Source organism: Enterococcus ureasiticus (assembly GCF_001730285.1).
GTDB classification, from domain to species: Bacteria; Bacillota; Bacilli; order Lactobacillales; family Enterococcaceae; genus Enterococcus_L; species Enterococcus_L ureasiticus.
Genome location: NZ_MIJZ01000013.1, coordinates 109,799 through 129,631, shown reverse-complemented (window position 1 = coordinate 129,631; position 19,833 = coordinate 109,799). Strand labels below are relative to the sequence as shown.

Below are 19,833 nucleotides of genomic sequence, written 5' to 3'. Positions count from 1 at the left end.
AGTGAATCCGTGCTAAGCTCAAAGTCTTTTTTCGTTCTGCTGTTTATTGCTTCATCCCACCAACCGAAGCTCTCTTTAAATAATCAAACAAAAGTACTCTTCTTATCAACGCTTTTAAATTTATGCTTGTAAGCATATTACCATAAGTTTAGGTGCAGATTCAAGAGGTAATTAAAATAACTAGGCTTGCCAAACCAAATGTTCAGAAGGTAGTCCATCTTCGATTCCTTGCCAAACAGAAACAAAGTGAAATTTTTCTAAAAGATGTTTTGATGCACCGTTTTTTGGATCGATAATGGCATAGATCGTGGCATCTGATAATATTTCCGATTGCTTTATCAAGTCCAATAATATCGCAATTATTTGTGTTGCGTAACCTTTGCCCCAGTGTTCGGGCAACAACATATAACCTATCTCTATTTTATTTTCCTCATCCCAAGACAATTTACCAAAACCAATATAGGTTTCTTGGTCAAATATTTTGTAGTAACCTGTCTGGTCATTATGAGCATTATTATAAGCCAAAATCTTTTTGAAATTTTCAACGGCTTCAGTCTCAGGTTCTGCTTTTTCAGTGATATAACGCATGACACGAATATCTTTTGTGAGAAGAGAATAGAGTTGTTGGTCATTTTCTTGATAAAAATCGAATGTTAAATTTTTGTGATTCGTCATTATTTTTCCCCTTTCAACAAATAAATATTCTTTTATTATACTTGTTTTAAATCAAATTAGAAATATAAATATACAGTCGAAATAGTTTAAAAAACTAACCGGAATCTTACTATGAAATTGTTATTATAGAATTGCTTATAAAGAATAATGGTTGAAGTTGAAAGGAGAATATAAGGGTTATTATTGTTTTTATAAGGATGTATCAAAAATCAGATGTAGGAAAGAAACGAAGTGAATAGATTAAAGGAGGTTAAATGACATCACTTCTCAAATTGAATTTATGTAAGGGGTTCCTTCTGTTCTAAGCCACAAAATTGTTAGCGCAGTAGCATTAAATTGCCTAATTAGTTTTTAATGGAAACGTAGTAGTTATTACCTAATACTAAAATAAATTGTAAAAATTTATTTGTTAAACGTTAGAAAGTCGATTGTATGTTCCTAAAATCTATTTTATAAGGAGATGTTATTTATGAAAAAAAGAAGTATTTATGTAAGTCTAACAATAACGCTATCAGCTCTAGTCATCGCAGCATGTAGCCCGAATAGTAAAACAGTTTCATCAGAAGGAACTACCACCTCAGAGCCTAAAACAGAAGGCAAGAAAACATCCTCATTAAAATTTACTTTAGATAAAAACAAACCACCTTATGAAGATTTGAAGAAAGATTGGAATTCTGTGAATTTTGATAAGTATTTTTTGATGGGCGCTCAACAAGCATGGAAAACATGGCCACGCGCAGGAGAAATTTGGCAAGGGGCAGATTATTCTAAGTATGGATACGCCCTATCAACTGAGACGTATACTTGGATTGCCTATCCTGATAAAAAGATTGAAAAAATGTATAGCAAAGACCTACCTAAGGATATACGTGAAAAAGTAGAAATTCCAATTCTTTTTTATAAAGATACTTTAAAGGGGAAAGACATCGCTGGAACTATTGAAAAGGATAACTATTTTGACCAACCTTATCAAGATACTCAGTATGAAACCTTACCCAAGTCAACTGTTCATTTTGCTATTAGTAGCCATGAAATGTTTCATGGTTTTCAAGCGTCATGGGAGACAAGCGGTCAAAAGTACAAGAACATTATGGATTCAGATTATCAAGAGAGTCTAGAAAAGTCGAATGAAGACAAAGAAGCGAGAAAAATACGAGCAAATCTTATGGAGAGTTTACGAAAAGCAATTGTATTTCCAGAAAAGGAAAAGGAATATTTAGAGACAGCGAAGTATTGGAATACCAAATATCAGACAGAGCATAGTGAAGATGCAGAGTTTGTAAAAGGTTCAGATATTCATGAAGGCTCGGCAAGATATTTTGATGATGCAATGAGTGTGCGTTCTGTCCTTGGAATGGATGCACCAAAAGATGAAATATTTAAAGCGTATCAAAAAATGGTAACGCTGGATTTTAAAGAAGAAAAAGACATAAGAGGTCCAGATGAAGCTTATGAGCTTGGTGGTTTTGCAGGGATGTTACTAGAAAAACATAATGATAATTTAGATTGGCAGGAAAGAGTCCAAAAAGGTGAACGGTTAATTGATATATTACTAGAGGATTATGAGGCGAAATTACCAACAGAATAATGTAGCTACCATAAAAATTGAAATAGAATTGATCGTGAGTCTGTAATATAAACTGTGTAAGTTGTTGATTTTAGGTGAGACAACTACACAGTTTTTTTCTATATTTTTTATAAAAATAATGTGTATCTTTCGATTGAAAATAGAAAAAGAACCCTATTATAAAGGTTCTTTAAGAGCCACCTGACGGATTCGAACCGTCGACCCCCACCTTACCATGGTGGTGCTCTACCAGCTGAGCTAAGGCGGCAATATTAGTAATACAGATAATAGATTACCGTAGATAGTAAAACTTGTCAATAAATTTTCGTTTTGTTATCGATCAAAAAAACTTGTTGACACAAGCCATTTCAAATTGTTAGACTAAAACAAAGGGGAGAAAATAAATATGTTTATTGTTTGGGGTAGTACAGGATTTGAACGCGATTTAGGAGATACAGTGATCCAATGTGACTGTAGTCATTGTAACAATGAAGTAATCATGCAAGGAAAACAAATAGGACGGAAATTCACGTTATTTTGGATTCCAATTTTTACCACATCTTCTAGTCATTACTTGTTGTGTCCAATTTGTGGATATGGAAAAGAAATGCCTAAAGAGATCTTGGAACAATACTTAGTGAGTTCTGCTGAAACAGTTACTGAGTAAATTAATTAAAAAAAGATTTGACATGTAATTTATTTTCCAGTAGAATACAACATAACAACAAATGAATAACAGTCCGTTGAAGAGAAGAGTAAATTTGGACGTGCTTTATTAGAGAGTCTCGGTTGGTGAAAAGAGATAAGCGCATAAGAGTTGAAGATGGCCTCATGAGGATAAGCTGTTGATACGTAAGCAGCTTCGGGAAGCACCCGTTATCAAAGCGACAAGTTATAAGACTTGGTCTAAGAAAAGTAATCATAAATTACTTTAAAACAAAGGTGGTACCGCGATTATTCGCCCTTTACTAGCATAAGCTGGTAGAGGGCTATTTTTATATTCATCAAGAATAACAGTATGAGACTAACGAAGAAAGTATTGATTCTTCAAACAACTGAATAATTAAAGCAATGAGATGGAAAGTACAGATAAAACGATATCTAACAGAGAGCTTGGGTAGCTGAAAACAAGCGATAAACGAAATCTGGAAAATGGCCATTGAGCAGCGCTTCGAGTGAGTAATTCATAAGACAGCGACGGATGCACCCGTTACTATGCTAGAGTATAATCGATCATTGATCGACGTACTTGATGAGGATATCTATGCGAGTAGATATCAAATAGAGGTGGTAGCACGCAAAAGCGTCCTCAAATGTATAATGATATACATTTGAGGACGCTTTTTTCTTTTTATAAATAACAAGATTGGAAGGCTGAGACAGAAAGAAGTTGAATGAACGAAACATAGGAAGATAGCGATTTATATCAAAAGAATTATAGGAGGAACAAAAATGATCGAATTAAAAAATATAGATGTCACCTTTTATCAGAAAAAACAAGAAATCAATGCAGTAAAAAATGTCTCCTTAACGATTGAAAAAGAAGATGTATTTGGCATTGTTGGTTATTCAGGGGCAGGAAAAAGTACCTTGGTTCGAGTCATCAATTTACTTCAGCGACCAACTAAAGGTGAAGTTATTATCAATAACAAAAATATCCTTGATTTTTCAGCCAAAGAACTAAGAGCGCAGCGTAAAAATATCGGTATGATTTTCCAGCATTTTAATTTGATGAAGGAACGAACGATTTTTGCCAATGTTGATTTTTCCCTAAAATATTCTGGCCTTTCGAAAGAACAACGAAAAGAAAAAATTGAACGATTACTTGATTTGGTAGGTCTTTCGGAGAAAAAGGACGCCTATCCTAGCCAGTTATCTGGCGGGCAAAAACAAAGAGTAGCTATTGCCAGAGCATTAGCGAATGATCCAGAAATATTATTATGTGATGAAGCAACTAGCGCATTAGATCCTAAAACAACGATTCAGATTTTAGACTTATTGAAGAAGTTAAATAAAGAGTTAGGTTTGACGATTGTTTTGATTACGCATGAAATGCAAGTTGTGAAAGAAATTTGTAATAAAGTCGCTGTGATGGAAGATGGACGGGTAATTGAAAAAAATGATATTGTTTCGATTTTCAGTCAACCAAAAGAAGCCTTGACGAAGGACTTTATCCGAACAGCAACACATATCGATCAAGCGTTGGAAACAATTATTCAACATCCAAGTTTGACGAATCTGAGTGGAAATGAAGTGTTGGTAGAATTTTCTTATGTAGGGGATCAGACAAGTGAACCTTTGATTGCTCAGCTTTATAGCAAATACCACGTGGTTACGAATATTTTATATGGAAATGTAGAAATCTTGCAGCAAGTCCCAATTGGCAATTTGATCGTAATTCTTTCGGGAGAAGAACATCAGCGAGAAAAAGCATTGGACTTTTTACAAAAACAAGGTGTAAAAATCAAAGTATTGAAAAAAAATGAACCAGAAGAAAAAATCATACCATTACATGTTATCTAGACCGAATATAGAGAAGGAGTGACTTACATGCAAGACTTTTTACAACGCTATTTTCCAAATGTTCTATTACTAAAACAGGAGTTTATCACTAGCACGATTGAAACATTATATATGGTCTTTTGGACAGCAATTATTGCCGGAATTCTAGGAACTTTACTTGGTGTAATTCTAGTTGCGACAGGGCCAGAAGGAATCTTAAAAAATAGTGTTCTTTATAGTATTTTAGAAAAAATCATCAATGTTTGTAGATCCATTCCTTTTATCATCATGCTGGCATTGATTCAGCCGATCACTCGTTTTTTAACAGGAACAACGATTGGGACCACGGCTGCCTTAGTGCCGCTGGTGATAGGGGTGATTCCATTTTTTGCACGTCAAATCGAAAACGCCTTATTAGAAGTTGATCCAGGTGTAATTGAAGCCGCAGAATCAATGGGAACGAGTCCCTTGGGAATTATTTTTAGAGTTTATTTAATTGAAGGCTTACCAAGTATCATTCGAGTTTCATCAGTTACGATCATCAACTTAATTGGTTTAACTGCAATGGCAGGTGCAATAGGCGCCGGCGGTTTAGGCAATTTAGCGATCACCAGAGGTTATAATCGGTTTCAAACGGATGTGACCGTGGTTGCGACATTGATCATCTTAGTTTTAGTTTTTGCCAGTCAGTTTATAAGTAACACATTGATCAAGAAAACATCACATTAAAAAATGAAAAGAGGAAATGTAAATGAAAAAAACAATTAAAATTATCGGATTAGCTTTAACAATTGGATTTGTATTAGCAGGATGTTCTGCTGGAAGTGCCAAAAGTGAAAAGAATGAAGTCGTAAAATTAGGGGTTGTGGGTGCGAATAATGAAGTATTAGAATCCGTAAAGGAACGTTTGAAAGATGATGGAATCGACCTTCAACTTGTTGAATTTTCTGATTATACGCAACCAAATGCGGCATTAGCGGAAAAAGAAATTGATTTGAACTCATTCCAGCATCAGATTTTCTTAGATAACTACAATGAAGAACACAAAACGGATCTTGTTTCAATCGGTAATACGGTCAGCGCGCCATTAGGTATTTATTCATCTAAAATCAAAGATATCAAAGAGTTAAAAAAAGGTGCTGAAATCGCAATTCCAAATGACGCAACAAATGGTGGCCGTGCGTTATTGTTATTACAAAGTGCTGGGTTGATCAAAGTAGATCCTGCCAAGAAGCAAACACCAACCGTAAGTGATGTGACAGAAAACAAATTAGATTTAAAAATAACAGAATTAGATGCATCACAAACGGCTAGAGCACTCCAAGATATCGATGCATCCGTGATCAATAGCGGAATGGCTGTAGATGCTGGTTTTGTCCCGACAAAAGATGCGATTTTCTTAGAACCCGTAGACGAAACATCTAAACCTTATGTGAATATCATCGTTGCTCGTAAAGCTGATGAAGATAATAAAACGTATAATAAAGTAGTCGACACTTATCAACAAGAAGAGACTAAAAAAGTCATCGAGGAAACATCAAAAGGTTCAAGTATTCCAGCTTGGGAAACATTTGGCAGAAAATAAAAGGAGGACGATAAAATGACTACATTAACAAAGCAATCGATCAAAGAAGAAATTCAGCAAAATGCAGATGAAGTGATCGCTTTAAGACGGCATTTTCATCAGTATCCAGAAGCCAGTTTAAAGGAATTTGAAACAATCAAACGAATCAAAGAAGAGCTAAAAAAGCTGGATATTCCATTTGAAGAAGTAGGAGAAACAGGAGTACTTGGCACAATCGTTGGAGGAAAACCTGGTAAAACAATTATTTTAAGAGCAGATATCGATGCGCTAGAATTAGAAGATGCGACAGGAAAAGAGTACCAATCTAAAAATCCTGGATTAAATCATGCATGTGGCCATGATGGTCATGCGGCAGCATTGTTAGGTGCTGCAAAAGTCTTGAAAAACCATAAAGACGATTTTGTTGGAACGATCAAATTAGCGTTTCAACCAGCGGAAGAAATCGGAGCTGGCGCTTGTCAGTTTGTCGATGGCGGTTTCGTAGAAAACATCGATCAAGTTTTCGGGATCCATTTAGATTCAAGTGTTCCTGTGGGAAAATTAGTTGCAACTAAAGGGGCTACTAATGCTTCTTGTGATATTTTTAAAATTGAAGTTGAAGGATTAAGCAGTCATGTGGCGCAACCAAATGTTGGTCGGGATGCTGTATTAGCGGCGGCAAGCATCGTCGTAGAATTACAAAAAATAGCAGCACGAGAAGTTAGCCCGTTAGATCCTGTAGTCGTTGGTATTGGCGTGCTCGATGCAGGCACCAGATATAATATTGTGGCTAATCATGCTGCAATCGAAGGGACAGTTCGGGCATTCAGTCATGAAACACGAGCCTTTGTTTTAAAACGTGTTGAGGAGATAGCAAATCAAATTGCTGAAGCTCATCGGACCAAAATTTCGTCTTTCCATATTCATGATGCAGCAGGACCGCTGATCAATGATGATACTGCAACTGAATTAGCACAAAAAATAGCAGCTGGAATAGTTGGAAGTGAGAATGTCGTCACAGATCATACTAAAAGTTTAGGTGCAGATGATTTTGCTGATTTTTTACTAAAAGCACCTGGTGTTTATGGACGAGTGGGAACTCGTAATTTAGATAATCCTGATACACAATATGGGCATCATCATGAAAAATTTGATATCGATGAAGCAGGCTTGGCGTTGGCTACAGAATTTCATGTTCGCTACGCATTAACGTATCTAAATTCAATTGAATAGTTATGTGTAAAAGCATAGGGATTGAAGAGAAACAGATTTCAATCCTTATGCTTTTTTATTTCCACTTGGTAAGAGTAGAATGGTCAATTATAATAAAAGAAAAACCTAAAGATAAGGAGTTGGCAAAATGGATTGTACATTTAAAACCAAAGAAGGCAGGTTCAATTATCGTGTAGGTGCGATTATTATGAGTGATTTAGGTTTATTAGTAGTATCGAATTCAAAAGAACCTTACTTTTATTCAGTCGGCGGCCGAGTGAAGATGCATGAAACAGTAGATGATGCTATTGAAAGAGAGGTTATTGAAGAAACAGGTAATAAAATAGAAGCAAAAACGTTATGTTTTATTCATGAAAATTTTTTTACATCTGATTTAACTGGCGAAAACTACCATGAAATCTCGTTTTATTATTATGTAGAACTTGAAAATAGCATAGTTTCATGCCATTCATATAATGAATTTGATAAGCAAGAACAGTTGAGGTGGGTACCTTTTGAACAACTTCCACAAGCGGATATCAGGCCAGCATTTTTAAAAGAGTTGACTAAAGATAAAAATAAAACAATTCAACATATTGTACAAAGAGGATAGAGAATTTAGCAATATTCTTGCTTTTCAAAACAATTATGTTAAACTATTTTTGTAAAGAAAGGTGATTAAGAATGTTTTTTCTTTCAGATAAATTTGTGAAAAGAAGCAGCTCCCGACAAATGAATGTGATGAAGCATTGTTGTGGAGCTTAATAAAATGAATGCTTCATCGTCTAAACAAATACTGAATTTTTGAGACTAAGCTGTAGTCTTATTTAGTGTTGCTTTTGACGATGATCTTGATTTTTATAGTGCTGATGAAAGGACAACGTGTTTCGTACGTTGTCCTTTGTTGATAATGACAAGGGATAAGATAGGTTGGGCCTATTTGATCGCTTGTTTTTTTGTCTTGATTAAGCAAATGACCTTTCGATTAAATGTATGAAATCGTTGTTTAAGCAACTTTAAATGTTGAATAGATAAAACAGAAACTTACTACAATTTACAACGAATAATAACAAAGATATCAGAAAATTCTTTGTGAAAATGGAAAAGAGGAAGAAAAATGAGTTTATTAACAATCGAACACTTAACCCAACGCTTTGGCGAAAAAATTCTTTATGAAGATGCATCTCTTCGTGTCAATAAAGAGGACCATATGGGGTTAACGGGTCAAAATGGAGTGGGGAAATCTACCTTAGTTAAGATCTTAACAGGTGAAATTTTGGCAGATGATGGAACGATCACATGGCAAAATAATACTAAAATCGGTTATTTGGATCAATACGTTGAAATTATCGGAAATAGTACGATCAATGAATTTTTACACCAAGCATACAAACCATTATATGAAATCGAAGACAAAATCAATGAACTATACGGAGAATATGGCGAAACTGGTGCAGACAAATTATTAGAACGAGCGGGAAATTTACAAACACAGCTAGATGAAAGTGATTTTTATCAAATCGATATGATCATCAACGACCTTGCCAATGGTCTAGGAATCGAAGCAATTGGATTAGATCGACCGATGAACGAATTAAGTGGTGGACAACGATCCAAAGTTATTTTAGCGAAGCTTCTTTTGGAGGAACCCGATGTTTTACTACTGGATGAACCAACCAACTATTTAGATGACACCCATATTCAATGGCTGGTCAATTACTTAAATGATTTTGCTGGCACGTTTATTCTAGTTTCTCATGATTACCATTTCCTAAATGCCGTGACTAATTGTATTTGTGACATTGAATTTGGTAAATTAACGAAATATACTGGGAATGTGGAAAAATCATTTGCCCAAAAAGAACAAAACAAAGAAAGTTACTTAAAACAGTACCATGCCCAACAAGCAAAAATCGAAAAGGCAGAAGCTTATATTCGTAAATACAAAGCAGGAAATCGTGCGACTATGGCGAAAAGTCGTCAAAAACAATTAGACCGAGTGGAACGCATGGCACCACCAGGGAGTTTAGTAAAACCACAAATTCAGTTTCCCTATCAACCGATCGTCGCAAGTTTAGCGTTGATCACAGATGAATTGACGATTGGCTACACTAATCCACTTTTAGCGCCGATCAATCTATCTGTTCATAGTGGAGAAAAAGTGGCAATCAAAGGCTTTAATGGAATTGGGAAATCGACATTAATCAAAACATTAACGGGAAAAATCGAACCGATCAGTGGTGAATATCAGTATCCCGCAAATACAAAAATTGCTTATTTCTCGCAAGATTTGACGTGGGAAAACGATTATTTGACTCCGTTAGCTTATTTAAGTGATTGCTTTCCTAAAAAAACGGTAAAGGAAATTCGTACGTACTTAGCAAAATGCGGATTACCTGATAAGTTAGTCAATCAGCAATTGCGTTTATTAAGTGGAGGGGAGCAGACCAAGGTAAAACTAAGTGCGTTGACGATGGACTCAAGTAATATTATTTTCTTAGATGAACCTACGAATCATATTGATGCAGCAGCGAAAGAGAGCTTGCGGCAAGCAATTCAGCAATTCCAAGGAACAGTCATCATTGTTTCCCATGAAGAAGAATTTTATACGGATATTACAGACCGTGTAATCAATATTGAAGAAATGATCCAATAAAAAAACGGCTTCTGACATTATTTAAAGTGTCAGAAGCCGTTTTTATTTAATTCATTAATCCATCATGGATTTTATCTAAATTCCACTTCATCATGGCATAATAGCTATCGCCATCTTCTCCTTTTTTAGCAATGGAATCGGTAAAAATAGTACTGTAAATTGGTAGATCTGTTTCTTTTGATACACGTTCCATACTACGTTTGTCTACACTGGTTTCAACAAATAAAGCAGGGACTTTTGTTTTGTGGATTTGATCGATGATTTGCTTCATTTGGTCAGGTGTTCCTTGGCTTTCTGTGTTGATTTCCCAAATATAGGCAGCGGTCAATCCATATGCTTTAGAAAAATATTTAAAAGCACCTTCACTTGTGACTAGTAGTTTTTTATTTTCTGGAATATCTGCGAATTTTTCTTTGGCTTCTTTGTCTAAAGCGGAGAGCTTTTCAATGTATTCTTTGGCATTTTTTTCGTAAGTTTCTTTATTTTTGGGGTCTTTTTCACTCAATGTATCTCTAATTGCTTCTACATAAGAAATCCCATTTTGAATGTCTAACCAAGCATGTGGATCTTGTTCGTTTTCTTGTCCAGCACTGGTTAGGTACATGGGTTCGACTTTTTTACTTACGGAGAAAAAGTCTTGATCTTCTTTTTTCTTAGCTGTTTCCATTAGCTTATTGAACCAACCGTTTCCACCTGTTTCTAAGTTCAGTCCATTGAAGAATAAAACGTCCGCTTCAGAGGCTTTTGCAACATCTTCCGGCAGTGGTTCATATTCATGTGGGTCTGTTCCAACAGGGACGATACTGTGTAAATTAACTAAATCTTTCCCTACATTGTCGATCATATCGGCAAGAATCGAGTTAGTTGCAACAACGTTGATCTTTTCTTTATCTGAGGTATCTGCAGACTTAGATTGACAAGCGGCAAGTAAAAATAAACTGGCTAGTGCTGTGATAAAAAGTATTTTTTTTCTCATAAAATTTGTTCCTCCGTTTTCTGTTTATTGACAAAAAATAGTCCTTTTTTAGGTGAAAATAGAAATGCGACAACGAAAAATGCTGCAGCAGTTAAAACGATCGTAGCGCCGGAAGCTAAATTATACGAATAGCTAAAGAATAAGCCGATGATCGAACTTAGTATTCCAAAAAGAGAAGCTAAGGTAATCATTGTAGGCAAGTGATTCGTTAACAAGTAAGCAGTAGCAGCAGGAGTGATCAACATAGCAATCACTAAAATCGTTCCAACGGTTTGTAAAGATGAAACAGCAACTAACGTTAATAGAAACATCAAAGCATAATGAAAAAATTGAACATTTAATCCATAAGCTTGTGCCATGGTTGGATCAAAAGAGGTAATTTGCAATTCTTTATAGAATAATCCAACAAAGATCAACACGATGATTCCGACGATTGCCGTGATCATAATATCAGAATCTCGAACAGCCAAAACATTTCCAAAGAGAATGTGATAAAGGTCAGTCGAACTTTTAGCGAAAGAGATCATAATGATTCCTAAAGCAAAAAATGAACTGAAAACGACACCAATCGCTGTATCATTTTTTAACTGACTTTTTTGCGTAATAAACCCAATCAATAAGGCAGCTAAAATACCAAAAATCGATGCGCCAAAGATATAATTGACGCCAAACATATAAGAAGCGGCTACCCCTGGAAGTACTGCATGTGAAATCGCATCCCCCATCAAGGACATTCCTCGTAAAACAATAAATGATCCAATAATTCCTGAAACCAATCCAACAATGATCGAAGTGATCAAAGCGTTTTGTAAAAATTGGTAACGAACTAAACCATCAATAAAATTTGCAATCATGCGTCAGCCACTCCTTTAATAATGATATCGCCCATTGTGTCACCATAGGCCAATTGAATATTTTTGTTGGTAAACGTTGTTGCGACAGGACCACTTGCAATCAATTTTCTTTTCAAAATGATCACATCATCAAAATAATGAGCGACTTTGTGAAGATCATGATGGACGATCAAAATGGTTTTTCCTGCTTCTTTTAATTGTTTTAAAATGTCCATGATGACTTTTTCGCTTGTCATATCGATTCCTACAAATGGTTCATCTAAGATGATAATATCTGCTTTTTGAGCGAGAACGCGAGCGATGAAGACACGCTGCAGTTGTCCACCAGATAATTCACCGATTTGACGCTTAGCAAATTCTTCTAATTGAACGGTTTTAAGAGCTGCTAATGCTTGTTCTTTTTCTTGTTTTTTAGGACGTTTCATCAATCCTAGTTTCGGATAAGTTCCTAAAAGAACAACCTCCATAACATTGATTGGAAAAGATAGGTCTAATGCGCTACGTTGTTCTACGTAAGCGATTCTTTTCTTTTGAGTGTCAATAGAGTCTTCCCCTATAACCACCGTTTTAGAGTCTGCTTTAATCAATCCCAGCATTCCTTTTAGAAAAGTGGACTTACCTGCACCATTTGGACCGATGATCCCAGTGATTTTTCCAGCAGGAATTTGTAAAGAAATATCGATTAAGGCTTTTTGCCCTTGATAACTAACGGTTAAATGTTCGATTGTAATGTTATTATTATTTATAGACATAAAAAAACCTCCTTTTTAGGTTTGCCATAAAATTAGTATAAGATAAACTTGAATTAAAATCAATCCATTTTTTAGGTTAGCCTAAAAAAACTAATTATCTAGAAAACATTGGTTTGTTTTCTAGATAATTAGTTTAGCTCGTTCTATTTTAATTAAGTCACTAATAAATCAAACACTTCTTTCCCTAGAAGAGTATAAGATTGATTTTTAGGATATTGGTTTGTAAATAAGATGACAGCGTTTTGTTTATCTTTTGAAATATAACTATTTGTTTCAAACCCTTCTTCGACCCCATGAGCCCGAATGTAGTCTTGATACATATAAATACCACCAGCAAATTTCTCTAGTGTCTTTGGCGTCCAAAACGAGTCAAATGTATTTTTATTGATCATACTTCCTGATAAAAAATGGGAGAAAAATAGATATAAATCACCGACAGTCATACCAATGCTGCCTGTGCCAATTTCTCGATTAAATAGTATTGGTTTATCTGCAACTTTAGTTTTATAATTGTTGTCTTCCTTTTTTTCGTAAGGAAAAGTACGTTCATTTGAATGCAAGAAATCGTTGTAAAAACAAGTATGTGATAATTGCAGCTTTTGAATGAATGTTTGATTGAACAATGTATGGTATGAAGTACCTGTTAATTGTTCTAAGATACCTACTAAGAGATAGTAATTAGTCGCATCGTATCTAAATTTGCCATAAGTACCCATGATCGCATTAGAAATCCCATATTGGAGGAAAGCCTCATCAGTCATCATAGTTTCAGGTTTACTTTTTTGGTATAAACCAGAACACATTGAAAGTAATTGCCTAATGGTGATTTCCTGACTGTCCTGAATGTTTGGATAAAAGCGTTCTAAGGTCTCATCTAGCGAAAGTTTTCCGGATTGAACTTGTTGTAAAATGAGAGTTGCTGTCATAGATTTTTGAATTGAACCAATCTGAAAAAGAGATTGGTAGGTATTCGGTTGTTTTTTTTCGAAATTTGCATAGCCAAAGCCTTTTTGAAGAATGATCTGTCCGTTTTTAATCATTAAAGCAGTGCCAATAAATTGCCCATCTTCTAGCTTTTGATTCAATTGTTTCGCTAAATTTGAAGTGGGTTGAACCTCTTGATTAAAATTTTTCACTTGTTGAGCGTCATTGGTGAGTTTAGTGGTCTGTTGGCCTGTTCTAACTGTAGAATTTTTTTCGTGTTTTTGAGAAAGAAGGGCAGTATTATTATTAAAAAATAAAAGATATATTTCTAGCCCCACAAGAATCATCAGAATGAATACAACTGTAAGAGGAACCAAGGGATTGCTTTTTTTATGGTGTCTTTTTTGATGCATGGATTGAGCACCTCCGATTAGTCCTTATTTTACTCATATCGTATAGAAAAACAAGACGATCGTATACGATTTTACGAACAGTTTTGTAAGTACAAATTTTCTTCGCCTAAAAGTCGCTAAAAGTTCAAATCTTTGTCGCAAAAAAGAAAAAGATTCATGATTTTTTTAGGAATCAATGTTAGAATAGAAATTGAAGTTTTTAACTATAAGAAAAGAAAAATATCTAGTTCACGGAGGAAATCATGACCCAAAAATACAAGGATAAAACATTACGAATCTTTAGTTTGAATGCCAATCGCCCTTTAGCAGAAAAAATTGCTGAAGTTGTCGGGACTGAACTGGGAAAAAGTACGGTGCGCCAATTTAGTGATGGAGAGATTCAAATCAATATTGAAGAGAGTATTCGCGGGGACCATGTTTTTCTTGTTCAGTCGACCAACCTTCCAGTAAATGACAATTTAATGGAATTATTGATTATGATTGATGCATTAAAACGAGCAAGCGCTAAAACAATCAATGTGGTGTTACCTTATTACGGGTATGCTAGACAAGATCGGACAGCTAAACCAAGAGAACCGATCACAGCAAAATTAGTCGCCAATTTATTGGAAGAAGCAGGCGCAACGCGTGTATTGACATTGGATTTACATACAGTTCAAGTACAAGGATTCTTTGATATTCCAGTAGATAATCTATTCACGATGCCGTTATTTGCTCATAATTATCGGGAGCAGCGCTTGACAGGCGAAGACATTGTTGTCGTTTCACCTAAAAACAGTGGTGTACAACGTGCCAGAAGTTTATCTGAATATTTAGATGCAACACTCGCAATCATTGATCAAGATGAGGTTGATGGTGTTCGTTCAGGTTACGTTATCGGAGAAGTTACAGGTAAGACATGTATTTTAGTTGATGATATTTTAAACTCCGGTAGTACGATGGCAACGGCTGCTGAAATTTTAAAAGAAAATGGGGCAAAATCTATTTATGCTTGTGCTTCTCACGGGTTGCTATCTAAAGGAGCTAAAAAGATTTTAGATGCATCTCCAATCGAACAAATTTGTGTGACAGATTCTGTATTCATTTCTGAAGACCGAAAACCAGATGTATTGAATATCGTTTCTTGTGCTGAGCTGATGGGTGAGGCTGTCAAACGAATCCATGAAAATACACCAATGAGTCCGCTATTTCGTTTAGAAGAGAAATAATAACGATTGGTTTAAATCAAGAAAGAAGTTCAGCTATTGTTTTAGACTGAACTTCTTTTTATCATTTAATTTAAGCGAATAAAAAAGGATTCGTGAAAGATAGTATCAATAAAAGAATGGAGCTAGGCATGTGAAAGAACAGAAAAAAGGTGTTTTATTTGGATTTATAGCGTATGTATTTTGGGGAATCATCCCAATTTACTGGAAGTTATTACCTACAGTCGATCCGCTGGATATCTTATGTTATCGAATCGTCTGGTCATTTTTATTTATGATCATCTACATTTTGGCTACTAGAAAATGGTCATTATTTTTAGAGGAAGTTAAAACTGTTTTACAAGATAAGAAAAAATTATTTGCTATTATTTGCGCTGCTATTTTGATTTCAGTCAACTGGTTTACCTTTATTTATACAGTTAGTCAGGGGCACGTTACGCAAGCAAGTTTAGGTTATTATATGAACCCGTTGGTGAATGTGTTATTGGCAACCTTGATTTTAAAAGAAAAATTAAGTCGTTCAGGGGTGATTGCATGCGGATTGGCCTTAACAGGGGTTCTTTTATTAACAATCCAAACAGGAGAAATTCCTTATGCACCACTGGTTATGGCTGTTACATTCAGCTTTTATGGGTTGATCAAAAAAGGCGTAAAAGTAAGTTCGTATACTGGTTTGACGATTGAGACGTTTGTTATTTTGCCTGTTGCTTTAATTTATCTAGTATTCTTTTCACGACAAGGATTTATGAATTATGAAGTATCCACTAATTTATTGTTGATGGGAGCAGGTATCGTTACAGCGATTCCGCTATTACTTTTTGCACAAGCAGCAAAACAAATTCCTTATATTATTCTAGGATTCATTCAATATGTAGGACCAACATTAATGTTGTTATCAGCACTATTTTTATATCATGAGCCTTATTCAGCAGATCAATTTATCGCATTTGGTTTTATTTGGGCAGGCATAGCAGTCTTTACGTATGGCAATATTTATACGTATCGCAAGGAAAAACGGTTTGCCAAGTAAATAAGTTTAAGAATCAATCTTTGAGGAACAGTGCTAGGTATGTTAGAATAGTCCCAATTAAAATGATTCAGAAAGGACGAGTTCAGTGGAACCAATTTATTTAGATCACGCGGCAACAACACCTGCGCATCCAGCAGTTATTGAGATAATGGCCAGTGAATTGGCCAATACGTTTGGTAATCCGTCTAGTATCCATACATTTGGTAGAAAAGCACATCGTACATTAGAAGATATTCGCCAAGTGATCGCAGCTAGCCTTAAAGTGAAATCGCATGAAATCATCTTCAATAGTGGTGGCACTGAAGGGGATAATACAGCAATCATCGAAACGGCACTTTCTAGAAAAGATCAAGGAATGCACCTGATCACAACTGCAATCGAACATCCAGCTGTTTTGGAAACAATGAAGTATTTGGAAGGATTAGGTTTTGAAGTAACTTATCTTCCGGTTGATAAGCAAGGAAAATTGGCAATTACAGATCTTGAAAATGCTTTACGAGAAGATACGACATTGGTTTCTGTGATGTATGGTAATAATGAAATCGGTAATTTACTACCAATCAAAGAAATCGGAACATTGCTAGAATCACATCCAGCCATTTTTCATACAGATGCTGTACAAGCGTATGGTTCTGAACGGATTTCACCTCATGAATTTGGAATCGATTTACTAAGTATTTCTGCTCATAAAATCAATGGACCAAAAGGTGTGGGCTTTTTATTTAAAAATGACGCTATTTCATTGCCTTCATTTTTACATGGTGGAGAGCAGGAAGAAAAACGTCGGGCAGGAACCGAAAATTTAGCGGGTATTGCAGGGATGGGCAAAGCGGTTGAGCTTTTAAATGATAGCGAAAAAGAACAGCGACATGAAAAATACGCTGATTTTGAACGGATTATTTTAACACAATTAGATAAAGCTCAAATCGATTATCAAATCAATGGCAATCCAGAAAATAAGTTAGCTCATATTTTAAATTTACGGTTTCTAGGCGTCGCAAGCGACTTGTTATTGATGCATTTAGATCTCAAAGGCGTTGCGATATCAACAGGTTCAGCTTGTACTGCTGGAACAGTAGAACCTTCCCATGTTTTACAAGCGATGTATGGCAAGAACCATCCTGCAATCAAAGACTCTGTGAGAATCAGCTTTGGTTTGGGGAATGATGAGGAACAAATTCAACGATTCGTAGCAATATTAATCGAAACAATCAAAAAAATTAAGCAGTAATTTAAGAAAAACAGGATTATAACTAGTAAAAAGAAAGCGTACCAATTATAATAAAAGAGACAATAAATAAAGAGGTGGAAAAATGGCATTTAAAGAAAAAGCAACAGTAGAAGGTTGTACGGTATTTTACAAGGTAAACGAACAAGCAAAAAAATACACATTGAAAGATAATGGCTTCACTGAAACGAATTCAGGGAATTTCCAGTTGATCCGTCCATTAGATGCAACACCCCAAAGTAAAGAAGGCTTTAAATTAAAAATTACGATTGCTGAAGATTTGAAAACACTGAAAATGTCTGTTACAACTGCTAACGGATTGAAATCAATGAACATCTTTAAAAGCGAATCTCATGCAATGAGTCAAGAAAAGTTTTATTTCTTGATGGATGGTATGATCAGCCGTGATGTTTTAGAAAAAGCATAATCATTGAAAATAAGACAAGATCGAAAAAGATCGAGTCTTTTTTTATAGTCAAAATAAAGAAAAATTATGCTAAGAAGGAGGTTGTTGTCTCTTAATGCCTTTACTTCTTATGAAATACTAGTATAATAAGTATCACTGAAAAGTTACGACCTTCAAATCGTAGATGCATTCAGAATCTAATTTGAAATGATGGTGATCAAATGACAGATAACAGTAAAACTCGTGTCGTTGTTGGCATGAGCGGAGGTGTAGATTCTTCTGTTACAGCGTTGCTTTTAAAAGAGCAAGGCTATGATGTCGTGGGTATCTTTATGAAAAACTGGGATGACACGGATGAAAATGGTGTATGTACTGCTACCGAAGACTACAAAGATGTGGCTAAAGTTGCAGATCAAATTGGCATTCCTTATTATTCGGTAAATTTTGAGAAGGAATATTGGGATCGAGTATTTGAATATTTTCTTTCAGAATATCGTCTAGGCCGCACACCGAACCCTGATGTAATGTGTAATAAAGAAATCAAATTCAAAGCATTTTTGGATTACGCAATGCAACTAGGAGCAGACTATGTCGCAACTGGACATTATGCTCAAGTAGAGCGGAAAGAAGACGGAAGCGTACGTATGTTACGTGGTGTCGATAATAATAAAGATCAAACCTATTTCTTGAGTCAATTATCTCAAGCTCAATTAGCAAAAACAATGTTTCCTTTAGGTGGTATGGAAAAATCAGAAGTTCGGGCGATTGCTGAACGTGCTGATTTAGCAACTGCTAAGAAAAAAGATTCAACAGGAATCTGTTTTATTGGAGAAAAGAACTTCAAGCAATTTTTAAGTAACTATTTACCTGCTAACAAAGGGGACATGGTAACTTTAGATGGAGAAATCAAAGGGCAACATGATGGATTAATGTATTATACCATTGGTCAACGCCAAGGCTTGGGAATTGGTGGCGGCAAAGGATCGCAAGAACCTTGGTTTGTGGTAGGAAAAGATTTAGCGACAAATACATTATATGTTGGACAAGGGTTCTATCATGAACGATTATATGCTACACATTTGGATGCCAGTGAAATCCATTTTACTGTTGATACAAAAATGCCTAAAGAATTTGAATGTACAGCAAAATTTCGTTATCGTCAACAAGATGTACCGGTCAAAGTCATTTTAACTGGTGATGGAACGACTGCAAAAGTAATTTTTTCTGAACCTATTCGAGCAATTACTCCAGGGCAAGCAGTTGTTTTTTATGATGGCATGGAATGTCTTGGCGGTGGTTTGATTGATCGAGCGTATCAAGAAGAAAAAGTATTACAATATATCTAATCAAAAAAACGAGTAGGATAAATTCCTACTCGTTTTTTTGATTACAGTTACGAAAATAAGCTCTAGATTCTGGTGAAATAACCAGATAAACCATCGAAACAAACTCAACCAAACGAAAAGCCAACATCATCATTTTAGGAAACATATTGACCATTATTGGTGGATAAAAATACATTAAAAAAATGAATGGGATAAAGAGTAAGGAGATAATGTATCCTTTTTTACCACCTGTCATTAATCCAGCGACTACAATAATATAAACAAGAAAAACAAAAATCTGATACCAAACATCTGATCCAAAAGTGCCATTTCCTTCAACCACAGATTTTAACGCTATGATCAGCGAAATGATAAGTAAAATATTATTATATAAAAGTAAATAAATTGCAATTGAGTTCCAAAATACAGGTTTTTTCATATGAAGCAACATTCCTTTCTATTCATCCCATAGTTTAGCAAAAGTCCGTTTTATGCGCAATAAAATAAAGTTTATACTTCTAACTGATTCAACGTATGGTAAAAT

Annotated in this window: 19 protein-coding genes, 1 tRNA gene and 3 other annotated features (1 of these 23 running past the window's edge); of the genes, 13 read left to right on the top strand and 7 right to left on the bottom strand. The window is 35.2% G+C overall.

Annotation, left to right across the window (positions count from 1 at the left end; all coding sequences use genetic code 11):
- Window positions 1-118: a binding site (T-box leader), on the bottom strand (it extends 132 nt beyond the left edge of the window).
- A gap of 62 nt (window positions 119-180) precedes the next feature.
- Window positions 181-675 carry a GNAT family N-acetyltransferase gene (locus BCR21_RS09025; protein WP_069646141.1) on the bottom strand — a complete coding sequence of 165 codons (495 nt, stop codon included), beginning with the start codon at window positions 673-675 and terminating at the stop codon, window positions 181-183.
- Between the two features lie 469 nt (window positions 676-1,144).
- Here BCR21_RS09025 and BCR21_RS09020 point away from each other — a divergent pair, with 469 nt between their 5' ends.
- On the top strand, window positions 1,145-2,263 hold the full coding sequence (locus tag BCR21_RS09020) for a hypothetical protein (protein ID WP_069646140.1): 1,119 nt from the start codon (window positions 1,145-1,147) through the stop codon (window positions 2,261-2,263).
- Window positions 2,264-2,437: 174 nt separating this feature from the next.
- Here BCR21_RS09020 and BCR21_RS09015 read toward each other — a convergent pair.
- Window positions 2,438-2,510 (bottom strand) — tRNA-Thr (locus tag BCR21_RS09015).
- Between the two features lie 138 nt (window positions 2,511-2,648).
- Between BCR21_RS09015 and BCR21_RS09010 the strand changes: the two genes are divergently transcribed.
- The 7 genes from BCR21_RS09010 to BCR21_RS08980 all read left to right on the top strand — a co-directional run bounded on the left by BCR21_RS09010 (window position 2,649) and on the right by BCR21_RS08980 (window position 10,176).
- Window positions 2,649-2,909 carry a zinc-ribbon domain-containing protein gene (locus BCR21_RS09010; RefSeq protein ID WP_069646139.1) on the top strand — a complete coding sequence of 87 codons (261 nt, stop codon included), beginning with the start codon at window positions 2,649-2,651 and terminating at the stop codon, window positions 2,907-2,909.
- Window positions 2,910-2,976: 67 nt separating this feature from the next.
- Window positions 2,977-3,211: a binding site (T-box leader), on the top strand.
- Window positions 3,212-3,304: 93 nt separating this feature from the next.
- Window positions 3,305-3,556: a binding site (T-box leader), on the top strand.
- Window positions 3,557-3,694: 138 nt separating this feature from the next.
- Entirely contained in the window at window positions 3,695-4,765 is a 1,071-nt protein-coding gene (locus BCR21_RS09005; protein ID WP_069646138.1) for a methionine ABC transporter ATP-binding protein, read from the top strand.
- Between the two features lie 27 nt (window positions 4,766-4,792).
- Window positions 4,793-5,473 (top strand): methionine ABC transporter permease, encoded by a 681-nt coding sequence (locus BCR21_RS09000; protein WP_069646137.1) that lies wholly within the window; start codon window positions 4,793-4,795, stop codon window positions 5,471-5,473.
- Between the two features lie 22 nt (window positions 5,474-5,495).
- Window positions 5,496-6,329: a MetQ/NlpA family ABC transporter substrate-binding protein gene (locus BCR21_RS08995; protein ID WP_069646136.1), complete on the top strand. Its 834-nt coding sequence runs from the start codon at window positions 5,496-5,498 to the stop codon at window positions 6,327-6,329.
- 15 nt (window positions 6,330-6,344) lie between these two features.
- The gene (locus BCR21_RS08990; protein WP_069646135.1) at window positions 6,345-7,541 is read left to right on the top strand and encodes an amidohydrolase; all 1,197 of its coding nucleotides are present in this window, start codon (window positions 6,345-6,347) and stop codon (window positions 7,539-7,541) included.
- Window positions 7,542-7,668: 127 nt separating this feature from the next.
- Entirely contained in the window at window positions 7,669-8,133 is a 465-nt protein-coding gene (locus tag BCR21_RS08985) for an NUDIX hydrolase (RefSeq protein ID WP_069646134.1), read from the top strand.
- A gap of 504 nt (window positions 8,134-8,637) precedes the next feature.
- The gene (locus BCR21_RS08980) at window positions 8,638-10,176 is read left to right on the top strand and encodes an ABC-F family ATP-binding cassette domain-containing protein (RefSeq protein WP_069646133.1); all 1,539 of its coding nucleotides are present in this window, start codon (window positions 8,638-8,640) and stop codon (window positions 10,174-10,176) included.
- A gap of 46 nt (window positions 10,177-10,222) precedes the next feature.
- Here BCR21_RS08980 and efaA read toward each other — a convergent pair whose 3' ends face one another.
- From efaA to BCR21_RS08960, 4 genes are all read right to left on the bottom strand, one after another.
- Complete coding sequence (gene efaA / locus BCR21_RS08975) at window positions 10,223-11,152, bottom strand: Mn/Fe ABC transporter substrate-binding lipoprotein EfaA (protein WP_069646132.1); 930 nt, start codon at window positions 11,150-11,152, stop codon at window positions 10,223-10,225.
- Window positions 11,149-12,006: a metal ABC transporter permease gene (locus tag BCR21_RS08970; RefSeq protein WP_069646131.1), complete on the bottom strand. Its 858-nt coding sequence runs from the start codon at window positions 12,004-12,006 to the stop codon at window positions 11,149-11,151. Before BCR21_RS08970 ends, efaA begins: the two co-directional genes overlap by 4 nt.
- Complete coding sequence (locus BCR21_RS08965) at window positions 12,003-12,758, bottom strand: metal ABC transporter ATP-binding protein (RefSeq protein ID WP_069646130.1); 756 nt, start codon at window positions 12,756-12,758, stop codon at window positions 12,003-12,005. Before BCR21_RS08965 ends, BCR21_RS08970 begins: the two co-directional genes overlap by 4 nt.
- Window positions 12,759-12,910: 152 nt before the next feature.
- Window positions 12,911-14,095: a serine hydrolase gene (locus BCR21_RS08960; RefSeq protein WP_069646129.1), complete on the bottom strand. Its 1,185-nt coding sequence runs from the start codon at window positions 14,093-14,095 to the stop codon at window positions 12,911-12,913.
- 242 nt (window positions 14,096-14,337) lie between these two features.
- Here BCR21_RS08960 and BCR21_RS08955 point away from each other — a divergent pair, with 242 nt between their 5' ends.
- The 5 genes from BCR21_RS08955 to mnmA all read left to right on the top strand — a co-directional run bounded on the left by BCR21_RS08955 (window position 14,338) and on the right by mnmA (window position 19,310).
- Entirely contained in the window at window positions 14,338-15,303 is a 966-nt protein-coding gene (locus BCR21_RS08955) for a ribose-phosphate diphosphokinase (protein ID WP_069646128.1), read from the top strand.
- A gap of 130 nt (window positions 15,304-15,433) precedes the next feature.
- The gene (rarD, locus tag BCR21_RS08950; protein ID WP_069646127.1) at window positions 15,434-16,330 is read left to right on the top strand and encodes an EamA family transporter RarD; all 897 of its coding nucleotides are present in this window, start codon (window positions 15,434-15,436) and stop codon (window positions 16,328-16,330) included.
- 85 nt (window positions 16,331-16,415) lie between these two features.
- The gene (locus BCR21_RS08945) at window positions 16,416-17,561 is read left to right on the top strand and encodes a cysteine desulfurase family protein (protein WP_069646126.1); all 1,146 of its coding nucleotides are present in this window, start codon (window positions 16,416-16,418) and stop codon (window positions 17,559-17,561) included.
- 82 nt (window positions 17,562-17,643) lie between these two features.
- Window positions 17,644-17,985 carry a DUF1831 domain-containing protein gene (locus BCR21_RS08940; RefSeq protein ID WP_069646125.1) on the top strand — a complete coding sequence of 114 codons (342 nt, stop codon included), beginning with the start codon at window positions 17,644-17,646 and terminating at the stop codon, window positions 17,983-17,985.
- A 200-nt stretch (window positions 17,986-18,185) separates the two neighbouring features.
- Window positions 18,186-19,310: a tRNA 2-thiouridine(34) synthase MnmA gene (mnmA, locus tag BCR21_RS08935; RefSeq protein ID WP_069646124.1), complete on the top strand. Its 1,125-nt coding sequence runs from the start codon at window positions 18,186-18,188 to the stop codon at window positions 19,308-19,310.
- Between the two features lie 25 nt (window positions 19,311-19,335).
- Here the strand turns inward: mnmA and BCR21_RS08930 are convergent, their stop codons facing one another.
- Entirely contained in the window at window positions 19,336-19,728 is a 393-nt protein-coding gene (locus BCR21_RS08930; protein WP_069646123.1) for a hypothetical protein, read from the bottom strand.
- Window positions 19,729-19,833 lie beyond the last annotated feature (105 nt).

What these genes read in the sequence shown, in the direction of transcription:
- BCR21_RS08940 (WP_069646125.1), top strand. Translation starts at nt 17,644, where the DNA reads ATGGCATTTAAAGAAAAAGCAACAGTAGAAGGTTGTACGGTATTTTAC.
- BCR21_RS08995 (WP_069646136.1), top strand. Translation starts at nt 5,496, where the DNA reads ATGAAAAAAACAATTAAAATTATCGGATTAGCTTTAACAATTGGATTT.
- BCR21_RS08980 (WP_069646133.1), top strand. Translation starts at nt 8,638, where the DNA reads ATGAGTTTATTAACAATCGAACACTTAACCCAACGCTTTGGCGAAAAA.
- efaA (WP_069646132.1), bottom strand. Translation starts at nt 11,152, where the DNA reads ATGAGAAAAAAAATACTTTTTATCACAGCACTAGCCAGTTTATTTTTA.
- BCR21_RS08960 (WP_069646129.1), bottom strand. Translation starts at nt 14,095, where the DNA reads ATGCATCAAAAAAGACACCATAAAAAAAGCAATCCCTTGGTTCCTCTT.
- BCR21_RS08985 (WP_069646134.1), top strand. Translation starts at nt 7,669, where the DNA reads ATGGATTGTACATTTAAAACCAAAGAAGGCAGGTTCAATTATCGTGTA.
- BCR21_RS08970 (WP_069646131.1), bottom strand. Translation starts at nt 12,006, where the DNA reads ATGATTGCAAATTTTATTGATGGTTTAGTTCGTTACCAATTTTTACAA.
- BCR21_RS09000 (WP_069646137.1), top strand. Translation starts at nt 4,793, where the DNA reads ATGCAAGACTTTTTACAACGCTATTTTCCAAATGTTCTATTACTAAAA.
- BCR21_RS08990 (WP_069646135.1), top strand. Translation starts at nt 6,345, where the DNA reads ATGACTACATTAACAAAGCAATCGATCAAAGAAGAAATTCAGCAAAAT.
- mnmA (WP_069646124.1), top strand. Translation starts at nt 18,186, where the DNA reads ATGACAGATAACAGTAAAACTCGTGTCGTTGTTGGCATGAGCGGAGGT.
- BCR21_RS09005 (WP_069646138.1), top strand. Translation starts at nt 3,695, where the DNA reads ATGATCGAATTAAAAAATATAGATGTCACCTTTTATCAGAAAAAACAA.
- BCR21_RS08955 (WP_069646128.1), top strand. Translation starts at nt 14,338, where the DNA reads ATGACCCAAAAATACAAGGATAAAACATTACGAATCTTTAGTTTGAAT.
- BCR21_RS08930 (WP_069646123.1), bottom strand. Translation starts at nt 19,728, where the DNA reads ATGAAAAAACCTGTATTTTGGAACTCAATTGCAATTTATTTACTTTTA.
- BCR21_RS09010 (WP_069646139.1), top strand. Translation starts at nt 2,649, where the DNA reads ATGTTTATTGTTTGGGGTAGTACAGGATTTGAACGCGATTTAGGAGAT.
- BCR21_RS08965 (WP_069646130.1), bottom strand. Translation starts at nt 12,758, where the DNA reads ATGTCTATAAATAATAATAACATTACAATCGAACATTTAACCGTTAGT.
- BCR21_RS09020 (WP_069646140.1), top strand. Translation starts at nt 1,145, where the DNA reads ATGAAAAAAAGAAGTATTTATGTAAGTCTAACAATAACGCTATCAGCT.
- BCR21_RS09025 (WP_069646141.1), bottom strand. Translation starts at nt 675, where the DNA reads ATGACGAATCACAAAAATTTAACATTCGATTTTTATCAAGAAAATGAC.